This is a genomic window from Rhodococcus sp. 008 (assembly GCF_001682295.1).
Classification (GTDB): domain Bacteria; phylum Actinomycetota; class Actinomycetes; order Mycobacteriales; family Mycobacteriaceae; genus Rhodococcus_F; species Rhodococcus_F qingshengii.
In genome coordinates this window covers 1,470,701-1,490,221 of sequence record NZ_CP012749.1, presented here as the reverse complement: position 1 = coordinate 1,490,221, position 19,521 = coordinate 1,470,701, and the positions used below count along the sequence as shown (strand labels likewise).

Below are 19,521 nucleotides of genomic sequence, written 5' to 3'. Positions count from 1 at the left end.
TTTGATCGACGAATGGACGAAGCTGCTGCAGATCCAGTGAAACCGCCGCGCAAGCGCCGGTGGCCTCGTTGGGTCGCAGGCATTGCGGTGCTCGGAGCAGTTGTCTATGCGGGCTCGATCGTGTGGATTTCCGTGGCGTCGGCCGGCCATACGTCGGACGCCGTCGATGCTCCCGATGCTCCGGTAGTGATCGTGCTGGGCGCGCAGATCAAGGACGGTAAGCCGATGGCTTTCCTGAAAGGGCGGCTGGACGCAGCAGTCGAACTGGTGGAAGCGGGAAAGGCTAAAGCGGTCCTCGTCTCCGGCGACGCGAACGGCGGCTCGGGTGACGAGATCGCGGCGATGACGAACTACCTGTTGGAGCAGGGAATAGATGAGCGTCGCATCGTGGGGGATCCGTACGGCCTCGACACCTATGACACCTGCTTCCGGGCCATACATACGTATGGGGTGACCAAGGCGTTGATCGTCACTCAGGGGTATCACGTGCCCCGCGCTGTGGCGCTGTGCCGAGACGTCGGCATCGACGCAGACGGGGTGAACAGCGATTGCGGGTGCGCAACTCCGACGCTGATCAAGAACGCCGCCCGGGAGTGGGTTCTTGCCAAGCCCAAGGCAGCGCTGGACATGCTGTGGAGTCGGGACGCAAAGGTGACGTCGCCGTCGGAGGACTCGGTCCAGGTGGCGCTGTCGATTCCCTGACACGGGGTGAGTGTGCACGGTTTCTGTCGAGTGAACACACGCTCCGGAGAGTCGGAGCGTGTGTTCACTCGAGGTGAAGGGTGCTCGGTCGAGAGTCAGATCAGTGCTGCGGCGGCGAATGCTCCCAGTGCGATCAATGCCGCGCCGGTGACGCTCTGCACGCGACGGTCCACGACGCACATGATCGAGAGGAATCCCGGCATCGAGCCACCACGCTTGGTGTGCACGATTGCCGCGAGGCTGGGCATGCAGCGGCCAAGGGATACGACCGTGAACAGCGCCGCCCCGAGAGCCGGTGAACCCGAAGCCATGACGCCGAGTGCCATGAGGTAGTACGCACTCGAGCGGATGAAGATCAGAAATCCCGGACCGATGATCGCGCCGAAGATCAGCGAGACCTTCCAGGGCGCCATCGTGCGGCGCAGATGGCGCGGAAGCTGTTGGCGCCGCATCGGAGTCGGCATGCTCACCGCACCCAACTCGTGCAGCCCGTATGCAACCGCGACGACGGCCCAGACGCCCAGCGCCCAGCCGATCGGCACGTACCCGGACATCGCCGCACCGAGAGCGCCGATCAATGCCCCGGTGACGGCTCCCGTCGTGACCGAACCCAGAGCGTGCCAGCCGAGTCGGCGGACGGGAGTCGAGGATCCCTTCCGATCGACTTGCTTCGGCGCGGCAACAACTCCGGCGACGGACATTCCGCAGGTCGACCAGTTCGCGGCCAGCGACGTAACCAGCCCGGCGCCGATAACAGCTGTGGTCAAAGCTGTTGTCGCAGATGGCGTGGCCACGAGTGCGAGGCCGGCACCCGCAGCGGCGCCCGCCGCGACGAGGCTGACACGGGTCGCGGTGCCGACCGATCCTTGAAGGGTCGGCCGGATGTCAGGGACGTCGGTCTGCAGTGGGCCGTGTGAGAGAACAGTAGTCATCAGATCCTCCGAAGTGTTTGTGGTTCAGGAAAAGTGTCGAGCCGAAGTCGCAGCGAAAAGTGATGAGCCAGAGTTCACAGCACTGTGATGACTCCGATCATGTACGGGTGGACGGAGCACGAATATTCGTAGACGCCGACGCTCTCGAACGTGTGCCGGAACGTTCCGTCTCCGGTGATACCGCTGTCGAACAGGCCGGGTGATTCCACGTGATGCAGGAGTCCGCCGTCGTCGAAGCGCCACTCGACGGTGCCGCCGTGCTCCACGGTGACGTCCATCGGACTGAACTGAACATTGCTGATCTCGACCACCACGTCGGGGACGGGATCTTCTGTGCCGCAAGCTGGGACACACGTCGCCGCGACGGCGAGGCCGAAGCCGGCGATCCACCTCCTCACTATTGAACGATCACGGTGCCCACCATCATCGGGTGGGGCGTGCAGTGGTAGGTGAAGGTTCCGGCGTCGTCGAACGTGTACGAGAAGGTTCCCTCGGTGAGCAACTCGCTCTTCAGTTTCCCGTCGAGATCACCGTTGCCGACCACGTCGTGGGGGAGTCCGCTGTCGTCGAACTTCCATTCGACGGTCTGTCCCTTCTCGATGGTGACCGATGCCGGTGTGTACGCCATGTTCTTCACCTCGATCACGACTGCAGGTTCGTCCGACGACGCACCGGCATCACTACTGCAGGCGGTGAGGCTCAGGGCAGCGCACGCGGCCAGGAAAGCGGGAACGAGTTTCTTCATGAGGTGTTCTCTCCATTCTTCGACTTGTCAGCGGACGTAACGCAGATTTGCCGTCATGCCGGCCTCGAAGTGGTAGGCGTTGTGGCAGTGGAACATCCACTCGCCGGGATTGTCGGCGTCGAACTCGATGGCAAGCTCGGTGCCGGGTAGGACGTTGACGGTGTCGCGGCGAAGTCCGCCGTAATCCGGTACCGCAAACGTGTGGCCGTGGGTGTGCATGGGGTGCCACATCGTGGACGCGTTCTTCATCGTGATCCGGACCCGTTCGCCCTGTTTCATGACGAGCTTGCCTGCATCGGCCCCCGCCATTCCCCAGACGTACCGATCGCCGGCCTGGATCAACTCGATGCGGTAGTCGCGATCAGGCGATTTCGTCTCGAGCCGTGCGGATTCCGTGGGCCGGAGTTCGCTTTCGGTGACCAGTCGGCCGGCCAGTTCCGAGAGGTTTCCGCCGACATCCGGGTTCGCCAGCGCCAACGCGTCGGTGCTGCGTAGGACGGTCGACGCATAACCATCTCGGCCCTCGACCTTCGCCACCACCGGCCATGTTCCCGACTTCACCGTCACCAGCACGTCGTAGCGCTGCGCCATTCCGACGATGATGGTGTCGGCGGGAGTTGGTTCCACGTCGTAGCCATCGGTAGCGACAATTGTCATCTCGTGACCGGCCACAGCAAACCGGTACGGAGTTTCGGCCGCTGCGTTGATGATTCGCAGTCGCAGGGTCGAACCGGGCGCTGCAGTGACGACAGCAGGATCGTTGGGTGGCCGCCCGTTGATCAAGTGCAGTGGATACGCGATGTGTTGAGTCATCCCGCCGAGTGGTTCGGAAGAACCGTGTCCGCCGCTCACCAACTGTTGCGCGACGGACATGTCGGCTTCCGAGTGTTCCGCCGGAGTTGTTGCCCCACCGCCGTGTCCGCCGTGCCCGCCCGAAATTGCCGGGTTCAGGGCCATCAGGACGGAATCCGGTGTGGTACCCAATCCGTCGAGCCAGTCGTCGAGCACCAGAACGGCATCGATGTCGGCCCCGGTGATGTCGTTCGGGTTCTCGACGATCATGGCGCCGAAGAGCCCCCGATCGGCTTGTAATCCGCTGTGCGAGTGGTACCAGTACGTTCCCGGATCCGGTGCGATGAAGTTGTACTCGAAACTCGAACCGGCGCCGATGGGTGCCTGCGTGGTGGGTGCCGCGCCGTCCATGTCGTTGCGGATTCGAATTCCGTGCCAGTGCAGTGTTGTTTCGGCGTCGAGGCCGTTCTGGACGCTGACGTTCACCCGGTCACCGGACTTCAGGCGAAGTTCCGGAGCCACCGCAGCGCCTCCGTACGTCCACGTGTCCACGAGGCGTCCGCCAAGATCTACCGTCGAGAATCCGGCGGCAAGGGCAAACGCAGCGGTGGTCCCGTTCCAGGCTCGCGCCGATTCTGCGGCGGCAACTTCCGGGTCGGTGGGCAGGATGTAGTCGAGATCGGTCGTCGGCGTCGGAGATGCTGCAGTGGAACTGCATCCGGCAATCGTCCCCATTGCGCCGAGCCCGAGTGCTCCGGCGCCGAGTGCTCCCAAACTCAGGAAGCGGCGCCGGCCCATCACCACACCGGATCCGGGACGACTCATCGGAGTACTTCTGGTGTGATCAACCCGCTGACATCCCCGACGTTGCCCGAGACATCGACGGAACTGACCTGCTCGCCGGTGCTCGCGTTGTAACCCACGATCTTCTGCGGAGCGGAGCCTTCGACCTCAGGTCCGGTACCGAGCACGTAGAACGTGGCGCCGTCGACGGAAAAGGTCATGCTCTTGATGTCTGTCAAGCCGAGGTCTGCAAGCGTCAAGCTCTTCACCGGGGCGAAGGTCGTTGCATCGGACAAGTCGATCTTGACCAGTGAGCCTCCCCGAGCAGAGTCCGGATGAATAGCCGTGTCCGTGTACGCGATTGCGAGCCGGGTTGCGTCGGCGTTGATGACGTTCTCCGAGAATCGACCGGAGTCCTGCCCGGCGTTTCCGATCGGCTTGACACCTTCCTGAGGTAGTCCGTTGGAGAAGTCGAAGACGTACACATCGCCGTTCTCACTGACCAGCAAGGCTTTATTCGCTTTCGATGCCCACGTGACCTTGCGGGTGGAGACAAAATCCTCGGGTAGGACCTTGCTTCGGGCGGTTTCCTTCGGAACACCGTCGTCACCGATCGTGACGTGCAGCAGTTCCCGGGTGTCCTCGCAGACGCTGTACAGCTCGTGATCGACCATCCACGTGAACGGACCGCAGCCGACTATCTGGAGTGCACCGGTCGCTTCCTTCTTCTCGAGGTCGACCACTCTGATGCCGTACAAACCGTCGTCCCACGTGACGAAGAACTTGCCGTCGGAGGTCACGGCGTTCGAGCCGGGACGGGAATGTACGCGTGCGACGTCCGGAAGCATGACCTCGGCTGGTTCCAGTAGGTTCCCGGAGTAGGTGCTGACCGTGAAATCTGCCGCGCCGCGGGAACCTCGGGGCCGCCACACCTCGGCAGCGAGCACCGCAGGATCCTCGGCGGAATCCCCGACGAATCCGTGAATGACCGGATCCCAGATACCCGGGCCGACGGTGATCCGGCTCTCGGCCACACCGGTTTTCGGATCGATGACGTTGACGCTGAGCTCGAGTTGGCCGAATCCACCTTCGACGCCCAGCAAGCGGTCAGCTGCGATCGGGGTGATCGAACCGACGTGCAACGGCTCGGGAATGGTGTCGCCGATTTCCTGGTCGTCGTGACCGAGGGAGATTCCCTCGCCCGGTGCAGTGAACGGAACTGTCGGATAGGTGACATCACCTGCGCTGGAGGGTTCGTCGTTGTCGGACGAACTGCAACCGGCCAGCGCGAGTACGACGGTGAGTGGGATGACGGCAACGGCGGGTCGCGCCAGTTTTCGGGTTCGCGGACTGCTCATGATCCGGCACCGACCTTGGGGCGCTCGGCCGGTCGAGTCTGGCAGTCCTCACCGATGATGGGCGCCATCGTGCAGGTGTATGCCTGGGACTCGTCGGAGACACACCAGATGATTTCCTGGTCGTAGCTTCCGGAGACCGGGTTGTACATCACGGCCTGCATGTCCGGTTCGCCGCAGAATGCGTTGGAACACGAAGGCGCACCGCAGCAGTCGTAGTAGGCGATCAGATAGGTCTTGCCGGTATCAGGGTTGGTGCAGCATCCGACCCAGAACTCTGCGCCGGGCTTGCTGCCGGGGGCACAGGTGGTGACACCGCCGCCGTTGCATGCGGCACAGGACGTTCCGTCCATGTTGCACCAGCGCCAGTACTCGCACTCGGCCGGATCTTTACCGTCGTAGACAGGGACAAGAGGTTCGGGGCCAGGTGCCGGCGCAGGAACCTCGGGCTCTTGGGCGAAGGCACTACGTGTCACGGGAAGTGTGCTGATCAGTGCCACTCCTGACACACCCATGGTCCACTTGCCGATCCGGCTGATCATGGATCGCCGCGAAACTCGTTCGGAGAGTTTACGTCCGGTTCGGCTGGTAAGCGAACCGCCCTGGCCCGCCATCCATTCGGCCTGGGCCTGAACTGTCGCCTCGTCGACGGGATATCGATTCTCCGTCATGTTGTGCTGCGGGAATTCATTGTCGTCCAACGATTTTCTCCTGATTCGTGAAGAGGATCGAACTGTGCAGGAAGATCAGGCCGCGCTGCCGGATTTCGCCTGGGCATGAAGGTGCTGGAGTGAGGGGGTGCCGGATTCGAGCGCATTGAGGAGGCTTTCCACCTGAGCCATGTGATTGCACAGGCCCTTTCCTCGGATCTTGCCGTGCTCGTCGAGAATCACGCCGTACGGAGTGGTGCCCACCTGGTATGCGATACCGACGTCTCGAGCGTCGATGTAACTGAGCTCGGAACCGATCCCGCTGCCGGCCAGGAACTCGCGATGCTCTTCGGGTGTTCCGTCGGAGATGATGATCACGTCGAGATCCGATTCGGCTCGGGCCATTGCCCTTACGCCGGGAAGAAGGCTCTTGCACGTCGAGCAACTCGGTGCTGTGAACAGCAGGAGTTGAGGTTTGTCGCGGTGACCACCGACTCCGACGGTCCGTCCTTCCTGATCGATGAGACCGGCAAACGATGGGCCGGCCTGTTCGACCTTGGGCCCGGTATCCATCATCCGGGCACCGAGAGGTCCGAGACGTACTTGTACGCGGCCGATTTCACGAGCCAGAGCAAGAACCATCAAGAACAGTACGGCTACGGCGATCACCAGGATCACTGTCGCGACAAGGAGGAAAGTGGTCATCGTGGTAGTCCTGCCTTCGAGTTTTCAGTGGTGGGGATGTAAGTTCACGAGCCGTACCGGGACGCGGTTTCGGCGGTTCGGAGGCGGATGGAGGCGCTCGACAGGTAGTCGTCGACCGGGCGTCGTCCGAGGTGGACCACCGAACGAATCTGTGCGAGCGCAACTCCCGCCAGAACGAGGAGGAATCCGAAGGTCGTCGCCACGACCTGGACGCCGATCTCAGCCTGTCCGGCGGTGACCGACAGTGCCACAGCGATCACCGCGAGTGTTCCGGCGCGAACGGCGTGGAACCATCCGATACGCGGAATCTCGCCGACTCCGAATGCAAAACATCCACAGTCCAGATCGCGTCGCCCACGCAGGAGGTTGATCGTGAGGCCCGTGAAGAACGACGCGAACATGACGGCAGCAACCAAGGCGGCGAGGCGATGGGCCACGCCGAGAACCAGAAGGATGCCTACGACGGTTTCCGCGACGGGAAGGATGCGAGCGATCGGTACTTCGAGTCGCACCGGCAACACTTTGTATCCGCGCACCGAACGAAGGACCCCGTCGTGGTCGTTCAGCTTGGGAATGCCGGCGAGCAGGAGAACAAATCCGATGATCGCCGAAGTGGTGGCGCTGACCAAGTGCATGCTTCCTCCGTTCTTCTCGGGTAGTGCCGGTGGTGTGTGGGACACATCCTGTACGGGCGATGCTGCGAACCCGCGTCGACCGCGCTACGCCTGGACGAGGTGCAACTGAGAGAGCAGTTGTCGTGTGAGAATCGGAGAACTCGCAGGTCAAGGTGCTCCTGGAGGGGCCGGATACCGTCGGCCGCCCTTGATCCGGCATGACGCTGGGTGGGAAACAGAGTCGGATTCTCACTTGAAAGTTCTGTGCGCGCCATCGTGGAAACTGCGCGGAAACATAAGCGGACTAACTTGACCGAATTCTGACAATTCGCTCGTAGGTTCGGGCCTGGACGCGACGGACGGTGACACATGGCCGTGAGTGCGGCACTGCGTGCGGCGATCACGCGAGCGCAGAATGCGGATCAACACAGTGAGCCCGTGTTCTCCCCGCTCCGTGGTCTCGGACGAGGACGTCTGACCCCGATCGACCTGTTGGGGCAATCACTTTCCACGATCGCTCCGGCAACGGGAATGGTGTTCATCGCCCTGTGGATGATCACCTACAGTCCCGGCTACGTCGGGTTGGCTGCGATTGCTGCGACAACTTCGGCGGTGTTTCTCGTTGCGTTCTGCATCACTCAGTTCACGCGGAGACTGGCAGCAGCAGGATCGTTGTACAGCTTCGTCTTCCAAGGCTCCGGTATCCGGGCGACACTGACGGCGGGTGCCGCACTGGTACTCGGGTATCTCGGAATCTCGGTTTCGGTTTTCTCGCAGGCAGTTCCGAGTCTGCTCGATACCATCGCCATTGTCGGCCCCGACGTGCGAGGGCCTGCCGCGACGGTGATCACGACGGTGGCGATTGCCCTGGCCGTCGCGTGGATTGCAGTGCGAGGCGTCCGGTTCGCCACCCGAGCGATCCTGGTCGTCGAAGCGTGCTCGTTGATTCTCATCGTCGTGGTCATGCTGGCGACGCACAGTGACACGACAACTGCTGTTGCCCTGCCGAATCCGTCGCTGAGTGCAGTTCCGTTTCTCGCGATGCTGACGGTGCTCAGCATGGCGGGCTTCGAAAGCTCGGCCTTCTTCGGCCCGGAAGCGAAACGACCACTCATCAGCGTCACACGCACGGTTCTCATTTCGCCGATCATCTGCGGGGTCCTCTTCGTTTTTGCGGCCTGGGCGGCGATGACCGGCCACGGCGCAACGATCGTCGGAGCGTACTTCGAAGGAACGGCATCCGGAGCCAGCGCGGAAGTGGTTCTGGCAGTCAAGATCGGAATGACGTGTTCCTGGTTCGCATCCACTCTCGGTTGTGCGCAGGCGGGTTCGCGGTTGTTGTACTCGATGGGGATCGAACGGGTACTGCCTGCGCCGCTCGCTCGCGTACACAGACGGTTCCGCACCCCGTACGTTGCGGTACTTGCGTTCGTCGCGGTAAGTGCGGCGGGCGTATTCATCTATTCGGATACGGTTCGCGACGATTCGGGATCCTTCGACGGCGTGGTGGAGACCGCGTTGGTCTGCGCTTACACGCTGGTGGCCTTTGCTTCGTGGAAGTTCTTGCGCCGAATCGGGGAACACACGTCGCTGACCCGGATATGCACCCTGTCCGTGAGTACCGCCGGTGCTGGTCTACTGGTCTACATCGTTCTCGACGGTGCGGTTCACGGGATGTGGGCACTGCCGATCGCTGCTCTTGCTGTTGCGGTGTCGGGGACAGTGTGGAGTGCATTGCTCCGTAGAGCCAGACCGGAAAGCCTTCTGATGGTTGGCGCTTTCGACAGCGTCGAGACGGCGGACCTGTTGCCCGGTGCTGGCACTCTGCTGATCGACGGTGACGGGCGAAGGCGACTCGTTCCGGATCGTGGGACCGCCGAGGGTGACTCGCCGGAGCATGGGCGGTGACCGCGGACCGTGCAACCGCTGGTCCACGATCAGGCAAACAGATCGGCGAAGAGACCCACTTCAGTGGACAACAACCGCGTGCGGTTCAGAAGGCGCTGGGGATGCTCGAGGCGGTGGCTCATCTGGGACCGGGAACAACCGCGAAGGAGATCGCCACTTTTGCAGGCGTTCCATCGGCCACGGCGTACCGGATGCTGAATCTGCTGGTGGCGGAGGGCTTTCTCGTGCGGGTGCCGGACCTGTCAGGGTTCGCGTTGGGGCGTCGGACTGCCGAGCTCTCGCATGCGGCGTCGTCGAGTGGTCCGGCGCCCACGCTGCACGAGCGCGTCGAGGACATGCGGACACACACGAGGTTCGGATTGCACGTCGCGTCATTCGCCGGTGGGCGCTTGAGGTTCGTCGACAAGGATCCGGACCACGAGATCATCGGAATAGCGGCACTGCCGAAGAACCTTCACGCGAATGCGCTGGGGAAGGTGTTGTTGGCGCACGACGAGCGGTTGCTGCCGGGCTTGGACCTACGCCGGGTCACGGAGTTCACGATCGGTGACTTCGATATTTTGTCTGAACAGCTGAGGTCTGTTCGCCGGCAGGGATTTGCGTTCGAGGATCAGGAGTGTCGCCTGGGTCGATCCGCGGTCGCAGTACCGGTTCGGGATCACGCGGACCAGGTGGCCGGCGGGTTGTGCGTCCAGGGCGCGAGCGGACGAGTGACTGAAGGCGATCGAGAGTTGGTCGGCTTTCTATTCGATTGTGCGCGCCAGCTCACCGGATTGCTCTGACGTCACCCGCGCAGGTGCTGGGGGAGTCCGGCGGTCATCAGAACCACCGACTCGGATGCAGCGGCGACGCGGCTGTTCAGCAGACCGAGCAGATCACGGAACAGTCTCCCGGACTTCGTGTCCGGGACCACACCGCTTCCGACCTCGTTGGTAACGGCGACAATCGGTACCGGACAGGCGGCCCAGGCGTCGGCCAAGACGTCGATATCTGCGTGGACGGCGCTGAGATCTTCTGTGGTCCATGCCTGATGTCGGTCCAGGCGCGCGGTCAACCACGTGCCGAGGCAGTCGATCAGGATCGGTGTTGTTGCGCCTGAAAGAATTTCGGCCACCTCGGAGGTCTCTACCGTCGTCCACGTCGACGGCCTCCGCGCGCGATGCGACGCAATTCGTTCGATCCAGTCGGGATCGTCGTCCTGCGGATCCCCGGTGGCGATGTACGTGACGTTCCGGTAGCCGGCAAGCAGGCCCTCCGCGTAAGTGGACTTGCCCGAGCGGGCGCCACCGGTGACCAGAGTTCGATGGCTCTGTCCTACCCCGATCTCGAGCACAGCTCCATCCGGAACCGCTCGCGCCCCGGACACGCGAAGTGCTTCCGCGAGTTCGTTTTCGACCGGGTTGTGGTGCCCGAGGTGTACGGCGACCACATCGGTTCGATCGGCGATCGCGTCGCAGTTGCGTAGTCGGCTCACCGTCTCCGCGAAACTCGGCAGATCATGGTGCCCGGTGCCGTGGTCAGTTTTGTAGCCGAAGGTCTCTTCGAGAAAGACGGCGTCGAAACGCGCGTCGGCAAGTGCGTCGACAGTTGATTCGGGCAAAGGCCCGGTGTCGGTGGCCCAGAAGATTCGGGTTCCGGATGCGTCGGTGATGTCGTAGAGAAGGGTGGGTACTTCGTGCGCGGCCTCGAGTGCGCGAACACGATAGGTGCCCAACATGATCGACTGGTCGGTCTCGAGCGGTGTGAAGGTCACCGGATCGTCCGGGCCTACCCAGTCTCGGCAGAGATCGAGCGCGTCGGGTGGTCCGAGAACCTGTAGTGGTTCGGAGCGCGAGGCCCAGGACCGGAACAGCAATGCCATCGGGCCGAGGTGATCGGGATGAGAATGCGTCAACAGGATGTGTTCGACGTGTGCCAGCGTGCGACCGAATCGCGACGCGGCACGCGGTACTTCGGGTCCACAGTCCAACAGGATTCTGTTGTCCACCAGGGCGGCAGTGTGCCCGCGGATGGTTTCACTCGACAGGGCGGCCAGGCAGGAAGGGCAGGTACAGAACGGGTTCGGCCAACCGTCGGCAGCACCGGTGCCGAGCATCACCAATTCCATCAGCGGGTGCCTTCCTGCCGAATCGGAACAACTATGGGACCGCTGGGCCGGTCCAGGATTTCGACCCGAGCGCCGTACACGCGGCCGAGGAGGTCTGCCTCCAGCACCGATGAGGGAGTGCCGTCGGCAACGACGCTGCCCTTGTCCAGCAACACGATTCGTCGACCGTACTGACCCGCGAGAGTGAGGTCGTGCATCGCGGCGATGACCGTGATGTTGTCGGCTTCACGCAGTTCCTCCACCAAGTCGAGAACCTGCTGCTGGTGACCGATGTCGAGCGCGCTGGTGGGTTCGTCCAGGAGCAGTACCTGCGGTTCTTGGGCCAGTGCCCGAGCCAGGACCACGCGCTGCAATTCGCCGCCGGAAAGTTCGGTGGCTCGTCGATCTGCGAACTCGGTGAGGTCGAGCCTCTCGATCACCGAAGAGATCACCGAACGGTCAGTAGCGGTTTCGGTTCCGAAGCGTCGTAGATAGGGAGTGCGGCCGAGCGCAACCAGTTCCTTGACCGTTGAGCCCTCGGGTACTACCGGACGCTGAGGCATCAACGCGACGACGGCGGACATCGCCTTGCGGCTGGAATTGCGAGGACTCAGTCCCCCGACCGAGAGCTCACCGGTAGACGGAATCAATCCAGCGAGGGCATGCATCAAGGTTGTCTTGCCGGCGCCGTTCGGCCCGACCACGGCAACCCAATCGCCTGGTGTCACATCGAGATCGATGCCGTCGACGACGTCCTTGCCGCCGAGGTTGACTCGGAGGTCGCGGCACCGCACTGCGCTGTCGGTCATGCCGAGACCCGGCTGCGGCGCAGAACCAGAAGGAAGAACGGAGCGCCGATCATCGCGGTCACAACTCCGATGGGGAGTTCGGCCGGTGCCATGACCGTGCGGGCGGCAACGTCGGTGAGGACGAGAAACGCCGCTCCGAGCATGAGTGACAGGGGGAGAAGCAGCCGATGAGACGGGCCGACGACCAGTCGAACCGCATGGGGAACAACGATTCCGACAAAGCCGATGAGTCCACTTGCACTCACGACCGCGGCCGTTCCCAGAGTTGCGGCGAGCACCAGCACCAGGCGTGATCTGGCCGGGTCGACGCCGAGGCTGGCGGCTTCGACGTCACCGACGGCCATCACGTCGAGTACACGCCGGTGTACCAGGATGACGGCTGAGGCCAGCGCAACGTACGGCAGGACAACCAGAACTTCCGACCAACCGTCGGTGGACAGTCCGCCGAGTAGCCAGGAATAGACCTCGCGCAGTGAATCGTCGAACCGCTGCTGAACAAAAGTCTGCGCTGCATTCGTGAACGCTGCGACTGCGACACCGGCGAGGATGATGACTACCGCGTTCTGCGGCCCGCCAATGCTTCGACCGAGCGAATAAGTTGCGAACACTGCCAGCACACCACCGACGAAGGCGGCCATGGGAATTCCGAACATGCCCAGCGCTCCGCCCGAAACGATGGCGAGGGTTGCGCCCAGTCCGGCTCCGCTGGAAACTCCGAGGAGATACGGATCTGCCAAGGGATTTCGAAACACGCCCTGGTAGGCGGCGCCGGCTACGGCCAACATTGCTCCGACCAACGCGCCCAGGACTACTCGCGGAAGCCGGATCTGCCAGAGAATGGCCTGCTGTGTTGCGGTGAGGCCGGAATCCATATGGATGCCGGGTATTCCGTCCAGAAGTTCGAGAATGGTCCGATCAAGCGTCAAACCGGCCGGCCCCACCAGAACACCGATCAGCAAGGCGGCGCACAGAATCAGCGCGGCGCCGAGCAGAACGGCGGTCCGATGTTGGGAGATACCGGCTTTGATCATCGAGTGCTCAGGCCGCGGGAACTTGGGCAACGATGGCAGCGACGGCCTTCACCTGGTCGGCGACACGAGGTCCCCAGCGGCTGGAGAGGTCTTCGTCGAGCACATGGATCTGGTTACCGGTGACAGCTTTCATGCCGCTCCACCCGGGTCGAGCGGCGACGGATTCTGCTGTCACTCCGCAGCATTGGGAGTCTGCGAGAAAGATGAGATCAGGATTGGCCTGTACCACGAATTCGGCGGACAACTGCGGATAGTCGCCCTGCCCCGCGGCGTCGGCGATGCTCTTCATTCCGAACAGCGAGTAGATCTGCCCGACGAAGCTCGAACTCGTGACGGTGTAGAGCGAGGAGTCGAGTTCGTGGAAGTACGTCAGCGGCTGTTGGCGCACAGGAACACTGGCGACAGCGGCGTCGATGTCCGAGCGCATGGTGTCGACAGCTTCGGTGCCCTTGTCCTCGTGGCCGGTGGCCTTCGCGACGCGCTCGATCTGGGCGTAGACGTCGTCGATGCTTGTGGCTGCCGGTAGTAGGAGGGTCGGCACCTTCGCCTTTTGCAGCCCGGAGACAAGATCGTTCATGTCATCCGATGCGATCACCAGATCCGGTGCGTAGCCGAGGATGGCTTCGACGTTCGGTTGAAAGCCCGAGAGATCGGTGACCGGGATACCGGCCGGGTAGTCGGACTGATTGTCGACGGCCTTCACCTGATCGCCCGCGCCGACTGCCCACAGGGTCTCGGTGGCGCTGGGACTGAGTGACACGATCGACTGAGGGCGTGACTCGATGGTGATGTCCGTGCCGGAATCCGTGGGACCGGAAACAACAGTCACCGGGAACGAGCCGTCCGAGGCGGCTGTGGTTGCGGGTGCATCGGGCGTCGAGCTACTGCAGGCACCGGCAAGCAGTGCGGTGCTCACCGTCAGTGCTGCAAGTACAGATCTGAATTTACGTGTCGGCCGAGTACTCACAGCCACCCCTCCGCTAGTGGTGAAGGGTCGCGAGCAGCGCGGCCGCGAGGCGAAGCGCCACGAGCGGTCCTTCGTCCGAGAACCATCGTGTCGCCACGAGGCCGGTGACCTGACTCGTTCGCCTCGAGTAGTGACGGGCGAATTCACAGTTGCGTCGACAGTGCCGGGGTTTCACCGAACTTCACACGAGCAGCGTGGCACCCCGGTGAACCGGGGCATCTGCACTTTACAGGGGTCGTCTGGCTTGACCCGGGAGGTCAAGGCAGGGTAAATATCTATTCCACTAATGAACTAGTGAAAGGGTTCGGATGATCGACTTCCGTATCGACCGCCGATCCGGCATTCCCACTTACGTGCAATTGGTCCTTCAGGTGAAGCAGGCGCTCAGGCTCGGTGATCTCCAAGTCGGGGATCGGCTGCCCACAGCCAAGGACGTCGTGGGAGCGCTCGCGATCAACCCGAACACAGTCCTGAAGGCCTACAAGGAACTCGAGCGCGACGGACTTGTTGCTCCGCGGCCTGGATTGGGCACGTTCGTCGTCAAGTCCCTGGCCAAGCCCGGTATGGCGGAAAGCTCTGCGCTACGGCGCGAGTTGGCGCGTTGGGTGGCAGATGCCGTGGCCGCTGGACTCGAGCGCACGGACATCGAAGCACTGGTGAGTTTGGAACTCGAGAAGACGTTCATCGAAACGGATCCGTCCGGAACGCAGGGGGAGACATCATGACTGCGCAAGAATCGGCACTGACAATGCAGGACGTGGACAAGCGCTTCGGCAAGAAGAAGGTGCTCGACGCCTGCACATTCGAGATCGCAACAGGAAGCATCTCTGCCCTGGTCGGGGTGAACGGCGCCGGTAAGTCCACGCTGATGTCCTTGGCGGTCGGGTTGACGATGCCTGACCATGGTTCGATCTCCGTCCTGGGCAGCACGCCGGATCAGGACGGCATCTGCCCAGGCCTGTCGTACCTCGCTCAGCACAAGCCGCTGTATCCCAAATTCACTGTTGCAGAACTTCTTCGATTCGGCGCATATACCAACGACGAGTGGGATGCGAAGTACGCTCTGGATCTGGTGGAGCGCGCTGGAATTGCTCTAGATGCGAAGGCGAAAGCCCTGTCGCCAGGTCAACGAACCAGGGTTGCACTGGCTTTGGCACTCGGGCGCAGGCCGCAGTTGCTTCTACTCGACGAGCCTCTGGCAGATCTCGATCCGGTGGCACGGCGGTCTGTCGCGACCACTCTGCTCGAAGACGTTGCCGAGTACGGCACCACGGTTCTGTTGTCTTCACACATCGTCTCCGAATTGGCAGACGTCTCGGATCGACTTCTTCTGCTGGGCGGCGGAAACGCGAGATTGTCCGGTCCGTTGGATGAATTGATCGCTGCCCATTACGTATTGATCGGGGACGGCGATCCCTCGGACGTGGTCGGCGCCGGTGCGGTCATTCATACCGAGAAGGGGGTGCGGTCGAATTCTCACGTGGTGGAGGGAATCCGTCCGAGCCCTCGGGCCGGCTGGGTGATCGACGACGCAACTCTCGACGACGTGGTGCTCGGGCACCTGAGCGCAGAAACGATGGTGGCGGCATGATCTGGGTTACGTGGCGGCACCACCGGACATCGCTCGTTGTGTCGTTGGGATTCCTCGCGGCATTAGCAGTCATTGTCTTGTCGAGTGGTGCGATCATCAAGAGTGGCGGACAAGCCCAACTCTTCGGATCGCCTCTCAGTTGCTTCGATGACATCACCGCTATCTGCACGGCAGAGACTGCTCTCACACTGACGACAGTGGTTGCTACTGCTCTGCCGGTGTTCCTCGGCGTGTTGATCGGTGTCACCGTGTTTTCGCGGGATGTCGAACAAGGAACACACGTATTGGGGCTTACTCAATCGGTCAGTCGGACTCGTTGGTTCTGGACCCGGGTGTTAATCGTCTTCCTGCCGATTTCTGTGGCTTCGTCATTGCTCGGATTTGCACTGCAATGGGCTCGATCTCTCCCGGACAACTCCCGGTATGCATTTGTTGCCGGGCGTTCGACTTTCGTCGAGATATCGAACCTGTCGTATCCGCTCTTTCAATCCAGCGGACTGGTCTTGGGTGCATACACATTCATGGCACTCATGCTCGGAGCAGCACTGGCTTTGCTGGTGCGTAGTTCGATCGGCGCAATGGCGATCACGATGGTCGGTGTTGTTGCGATCCTGGCAGCATTTCAGTTGGTTGCACGACCCGATTACGCCGAGCCGAGTGTCCGAACGTCACCCGTCGCCGGATTCAGTTCCTACTATTCGAGCGATACCAGTATCCCCGCGGTCAATTGGGAACTCGCGCAGGGATATGTCGACCTCCGAGGTAACTGGGTCGACGTCAAATACGACGAGTGCACGTGGGGTGGATCAGGCGATGAGGACCCGTACGACCAGCGCCCGGAGGAGACCGGCGCCGAGTACAACCTCCGCATGGATGTGCTCTCAGCGCAGCAGAACAGAGAGATGGAGATCTGTTTGCGGGAACACGGCGTCGACCACTACGAAGTTCGCTACCACTCAGCTGATCGGTTCTGGCGTTTCCAGTTCACGGAAGCTGCACTCGTCCTGTTCCTTTCGGGATTGTTCCTCCTGCCGGCGCTCTGGGGTCTACGACGCCTCAAGCCGTGACTCAGCGGGCGACCGGCGCGACCGTCAGCTGGTTGATGTTCGCGCCGGTCATCGAGCAACCCTTGGTGGGGTAGGCGAGGAAGACCGAGTCGTAGCTGTTGGGTGGGTAAACCCTCAGTCCCGCAACGTCGGTCACGCCGCACTGATCTGCCGGGTAGTTCTCGACGTTCGTAGCTCGCACCAAAGACGTTGCGGCAGAGCCAGGGGCAAGGGAGACGAGTGAACCGGATCCGGAGCGGCCGGCTGCAGCACCCACTTCGCTTCCGGACGCTCCCGTGACATACGAGACGCCGGGGAAACCGTCGAGTGTGCACGTGCGGCCGCCCGTGTTGGTGAAGACCACCGGAAGCTCCACAGAACCGGCGGCGCCACTCGACTCGCCGAGGGTGACGTTCAGTTCCCCGATCGTGCAACCCTCGGGATTGGGTGCCGTCGAGGTTGTCGTTTGGGTGTGGTCGGTATGGGTCGTCGAAGGTGAAGCGGTGCCGGTCTGGGTCGTCGGCGCAGAGGCGGTCGTTGTTGAGGCGGGTGCCGGTGAACTCTCGGCCGTTCCCGTTTCATCCGAGCCGCAACCGCTGAGAAGGGCGAGAGCAGCAAGTGGAGCCGCCAACAAGCCGACGTTGCGCATGCGGTTCGAATTCATCGCTCTGTACTCCTCAGGCTGGTCGACAACTGTTTCCGAACATCCGTGTCCGGTATATCCGAATCCGAGGCCGGATGTGCAGAAACGAATCAGGCTCGCCGGTGATCAGGACCTACTTCCCGGATGGATTGCCGCTGCGGATCTAGCATGAGAAATGACCTGTCCGGATCGCGACCACCGGGAGTAGCGCATGTTCACCTTCACCAGCGACGACGGAGTGGTCATTCATGTCCACGAATGGCCCACCGAGCAGGAACCTCGAGGGGTTGTTCAACTCGCGCACGGTATGGGTGAGCACGCAAAACGCTACGCACACGTTGCCGAAGCCCTGAATGCTCGCGGTTTCCACGTCTACGCGGCGGACCACCGCGGCCACGGTGAGAGCATGCACGCCGGCCCAGGCAACATCGGCGACGACGGCTGGAACCGCTTGGTGGCAGACATGGTGACCCTCACGGGCATCATCCGCGACAAACACCCCGGCCTGCCCGTCGTACTGCTCAGCCACAGCCTCGGTTCGTTCGCTTCGCAGCAGTACATCCTCGATCATTCGCACCTGATCGACGCCGTCGCACTGTCGGGGACCACCGCGGTCGATCAACTGATCGAGAGCCTCGTCAACGACGGCCCGGACGTCCTCGCCCAGTTCAATGCGGAATTCGAACCGGCCCGTACTCCGCACGACTGGCTCAGCCGTGACGAAGCGCAGGTGGATTTGTACATCAACGATCCGCTGTGCGGTTTCAGCCTGGACGACGCCGGCATGGGTGGACTTATCGCAGCGGGACCGAGGTTCGTCGACGTCGAGGGCGTGCGACAAGACCTTCCGATCCTGGTCTTCGTCGGCACCTCGGATCCTCTCAACGCCGCACTGAGCCGTACCGACGTCGCAGTCGAACGGTACAACTCGGCGGGGATCGAAGACGTCACCTACTACACCTATCCGGGTGCCAGACACGAGATCTTCAACGAGACCAACCGCGACGACGTCATCAACGATCTGACGACGTGGATGGACCGCGTACTCGAAGCGTGACCGCCTCACCGGAAAGGGGAACACGATGTCCACAGTTCCGGCCGCACGACCCGATCCAGACCCGCGAGATGTCAAGCGCTGGAGACGATACCTCGCCGACGAACAAGCCGAGGCCGCCGTCTACCGAGACCTCGCGAGTAGGCGCAGCGGCGAGGAGCGCGAAATCCTTCTCGCACTGGCCGACGCGGAGGGGCGACACGAGGCGCACTGGCGAGCGCTACTCGGCGATCACGTCGGCAAACCACTTCGCGGCGATATCCGCACTCGGATACTGGGCTTTCTGGCCAGGCGCTTCGGCTCCGTCTTCGTGCTCGCTCTTGCGCAGCGCGCGGAGACGCGATCCCCGTATCCCAACGACGCCGACGCGACCGCATCGATGGGCGCGGACGAGAAGATCCACGAAGAAGTGGTGCGGGCCTTGGCCACTCGGGGTCGGAACAGACTTTCGGGGATGTTTCGTGCCGCCGTCTTCGGAGCCAACGACGGCCTCGTCAGCAATCTCGCTCTCGTGCTCGGCATCAGCGGTAGCGGCGTCTCCAATCAGATCGTTCTGATCACCGGCATGGCCGGGCTTCTGGCCGGCGCCCTGTCGATGGGCGCCGGCGAGTACGTTTCAGTCCGCTCGCAGCGAGAGTTGTTGGAAGCGTCCAATCCTGGTCCGGCTGCCAGCGAAGCTGTCGGACTGCTCGACGTCGACGCGAACGAATTGGCCCTGGTCTACCGGGCCCGCGGCATGTCCGCCGAGGAAGCGGATCAGCGCGCCGCCGAGGTCCTCGCGAACAGCACCTTCGGCGCCGCCGACGTTGTCGACGACCATGAAGCTGTCGGAACCGGGTTGGGCGCAGCGGCGGCAAGTTTCTGCTTCTTCGCCTCGGGCGCAATCATTCCGGTGCTGCCGTATCTGTTCGGCCTGGAAGGCATGACGGCTCTGATCGTCGCATCTGTTCTCGTGGGGATCGCGTTGCTGACGACGGGCGTTGTGGTCGGGTTGCTCTCGGGCGGGCCGCCATTCAAGCGGGCGCTACGCCAACTTGCGATCGGCTACGGCGCTGCCGGCGCGACGTATCTGCTCGGCATGTTGTTCGGGACTTCGCTCTGAGCGTCG

Annotated in this window: 21 protein-coding genes; 8 read left to right on the top strand and 13 right to left on the bottom strand. The window is 62.5% G+C overall.

Going from position 1 to position 19,521, the window contains the following annotated elements; translation table 11 throughout:
* Positions 1 to 12 precede the first annotated feature (12 nt).
* Positions 13 to 702, top strand: a complete 690-nt coding sequence (locus AOT96_RS07045) for a SanA/YdcF family protein (RefSeq protein WP_050656037.1) — start codon at positions 13 to 15, stop codon at positions 700 to 702.
* Positions 703 to 797: 95 nt separating this feature from the next.
* Here the strand turns inward: AOT96_RS07045 and AOT96_RS07040 are convergent, their stop codons facing one another.
* The 8 genes from AOT96_RS07040 to AOT96_RS07005 form a co-directional block, all read right to left on the bottom strand.
* Positions 798 to 1,634, bottom strand: a complete 837-nt coding sequence (locus tag AOT96_RS07040; RefSeq protein ID WP_065351487.1) for a methylamine utilization protein — start codon at positions 1,632 to 1,634, stop codon at positions 798 to 800.
* Between the two features lie 74 nt (positions 1,635 to 1,708).
* The gene (locus AOT96_RS07035) at positions 1,709 to 2,032 is read right to left on the bottom strand and encodes a cupredoxin domain-containing protein (RefSeq protein WP_080712742.1); all 324 of its coding nucleotides are present in this window, start codon (positions 2,030 to 2,032) and stop codon (positions 1,709 to 1,711) included.
* Positions 2,032 to 2,379 carry a plastocyanin/azurin family copper-binding protein gene (locus AOT96_RS07030; protein ID WP_003940240.1) on the bottom strand — a complete coding sequence of 116 codons (348 nt, stop codon included), beginning with the start codon at positions 2,377 to 2,379 and terminating at the stop codon, positions 2,032 to 2,034. The genes AOT96_RS07035 and AOT96_RS07030 overlap by 1 nt, the downstream gene beginning before the upstream one ends.
* A 27-nt stretch (positions 2,380 to 2,406) precedes the next feature.
* Positions 2,407 to 3,996, bottom strand: coding sequence for a multicopper oxidase family protein (locus AOT96_RS07025; protein WP_065351486.1), 1,590 nt, complete (start codon positions 3,994 to 3,996; stop codon positions 2,407 to 2,409).
* Complete coding sequence (locus AOT96_RS07020) at positions 3,993 to 5,312, bottom strand: hypothetical protein (protein WP_007729697.1); 1,320 nt, start codon at positions 5,310 to 5,312, stop codon at positions 3,993 to 3,995. The genes AOT96_RS07025 and AOT96_RS07020 overlap by 4 nt, the downstream gene beginning before the upstream one ends.
* The gene (locus AOT96_RS07015) at positions 5,309 to 5,980 is read right to left on the bottom strand and encodes a methylamine dehydrogenase light chain (RefSeq protein ID WP_029256402.1); all 672 of its coding nucleotides are present in this window, start codon (positions 5,978 to 5,980) and stop codon (positions 5,309 to 5,311) included. Before AOT96_RS07015 ends, AOT96_RS07020 begins: the two co-directional genes overlap by 4 nt.
* Before the next feature lie 75 nt (positions 5,981 to 6,055).
* Positions 6,056 to 6,664: a redoxin domain-containing protein gene (locus AOT96_RS07010; RefSeq protein ID WP_019745575.1), complete on the bottom strand. Its 609-nt coding sequence runs from the start codon at positions 6,662 to 6,664 to the stop codon at positions 6,056 to 6,058.
* 44 nt (positions 6,665 to 6,708) lie between these two features.
* Positions 6,709 to 7,299: a MauE/DoxX family redox-associated membrane protein gene (locus AOT96_RS07005; RefSeq protein ID WP_058226649.1), complete on the bottom strand. Its 591-nt coding sequence runs from the start codon at positions 7,297 to 7,299 to the stop codon at positions 6,709 to 6,711.
* Between the two features lie 348 nt (positions 7,300 to 7,647).
* Between AOT96_RS07005 and AOT96_RS07000 the strand changes: the two genes are divergently transcribed.
* Positions 7,648 to 9,186, top strand: a complete 1,539-nt coding sequence (locus AOT96_RS07000; protein ID WP_042447105.1) for an APC family permease — start codon at positions 7,648 to 7,650, stop codon at positions 9,184 to 9,186.
* A complete protein-coding gene (locus tag AOT96_RS06995; RefSeq protein WP_065351485.1) occupies positions 9,183 to 9,968 on the top strand; it encodes an IclR family transcriptional regulator in 786 nt (261 codons plus the stop codon). Before AOT96_RS07000 ends, AOT96_RS06995 begins: the two co-directional genes overlap by 4 nt.
* A 2-nt stretch (positions 9,969 to 9,970) precedes the next feature.
* On the opposite strand, the gene AOT96_RS06990 is transcribed toward AOT96_RS06995, so the two are convergent.
* From AOT96_RS06990 to AOT96_RS06975, 4 genes are read right to left on the bottom strand one after another with little or no spacing between them, the layout of a single operon-like run.
* Entirely contained in the window at positions 9,971 to 11,293 is a 1,323-nt protein-coding gene (locus tag AOT96_RS06990) for a bifunctional adenosylcobinamide kinase/adenosylcobinamide-phosphate guanylyltransferase (RefSeq protein ID WP_065351484.1), read from the bottom strand.
* The gene (locus AOT96_RS06985; RefSeq protein ID WP_050657036.1) at positions 11,293 to 12,081 is read right to left on the bottom strand and encodes an ABC transporter ATP-binding protein; all 789 of its coding nucleotides are present in this window, start codon (positions 12,079 to 12,081) and stop codon (positions 11,293 to 11,295) included. The genes AOT96_RS06990 and AOT96_RS06985 overlap by 1 nt, the downstream gene beginning before the upstream one ends.
* Positions 12,078 to 13,112, bottom strand: a complete 1,035-nt coding sequence (locus AOT96_RS06980) for a FecCD family ABC transporter permease (RefSeq protein WP_007729681.1) — start codon at positions 13,110 to 13,112, stop codon at positions 12,078 to 12,080. Before AOT96_RS06980 ends, AOT96_RS06985 begins: the two co-directional genes overlap by 4 nt.
* A 7-nt stretch (positions 13,113 to 13,119) precedes the next feature.
* Entirely contained in the window at positions 13,120 to 14,079 is a 960-nt protein-coding gene (locus AOT96_RS06975) for an ABC transporter substrate-binding protein (RefSeq protein WP_065352778.1), read from the bottom strand.
* 308 nt (positions 14,080 to 14,387) lie between these two features.
* Here AOT96_RS06975 and AOT96_RS06970 point away from each other — a divergent pair, with 308 nt between their 5' ends.
* From AOT96_RS06970 to AOT96_RS06960, 3 genes are read left to right on the top strand one after another with little or no spacing between them, the layout of a single operon-like run.
* Positions 14,388 to 14,804, top strand: coding sequence for a GntR family transcriptional regulator (locus AOT96_RS06970; protein ID WP_065351483.1), 417 nt, complete (start codon positions 14,388 to 14,390; stop codon positions 14,802 to 14,804).
* A complete protein-coding gene (locus AOT96_RS06965) occupies positions 14,801 to 15,670 on the top strand; it encodes an ABC transporter ATP-binding protein (protein ID WP_065351482.1) in 870 nt (289 codons plus the stop codon). The genes AOT96_RS06970 and AOT96_RS06965 overlap by 4 nt, the downstream gene beginning before the upstream one ends.
* Positions 15,667 to 16,737, top strand: coding sequence for an ABC transporter permease (locus tag AOT96_RS06960; protein WP_037126448.1), 1,071 nt, complete (start codon positions 15,667 to 15,669; stop codon positions 16,735 to 16,737). Before AOT96_RS06965 ends, AOT96_RS06960 begins: the two co-directional genes overlap by 4 nt.
* A 1-nt stretch (position 16,738) precedes the next feature.
* Here AOT96_RS06960 and AOT96_RS06955 read toward each other — a convergent pair whose 3' ends face one another.
* Entirely contained in the window at positions 16,739 to 17,380 is a 642-nt protein-coding gene (locus tag AOT96_RS06955; RefSeq protein WP_037126450.1) for a DUF4232 domain-containing protein, read from the bottom strand.
* Positions 17,381 to 17,570: 190 nt separating this feature from the next.
* On the opposite strand from AOT96_RS06955, the gene AOT96_RS06950 reads away from it, so the two are divergent.
* Both AOT96_RS06950 and AOT96_RS06945 read left to right on the top strand, forming a co-directional pair.
* Positions 17,571 to 18,416: an alpha/beta hydrolase gene (locus AOT96_RS06950; protein WP_003939910.1), complete on the top strand. Its 846-nt coding sequence runs from the start codon at positions 17,571 to 17,573 to the stop codon at positions 18,414 to 18,416.
* A 25-nt stretch (positions 18,417 to 18,441) separates the two neighbouring features.
* Positions 18,442 to 19,515 (top strand): VIT1/CCC1 transporter family protein, encoded by a 1,074-nt coding sequence (locus AOT96_RS06945; RefSeq protein ID WP_065351481.1) that lies wholly within the window; start codon positions 18,442 to 18,444, stop codon positions 19,513 to 19,515.
* The last annotated feature ends 6 nt before the right edge of the window (positions 19,516 to 19,521 follow it).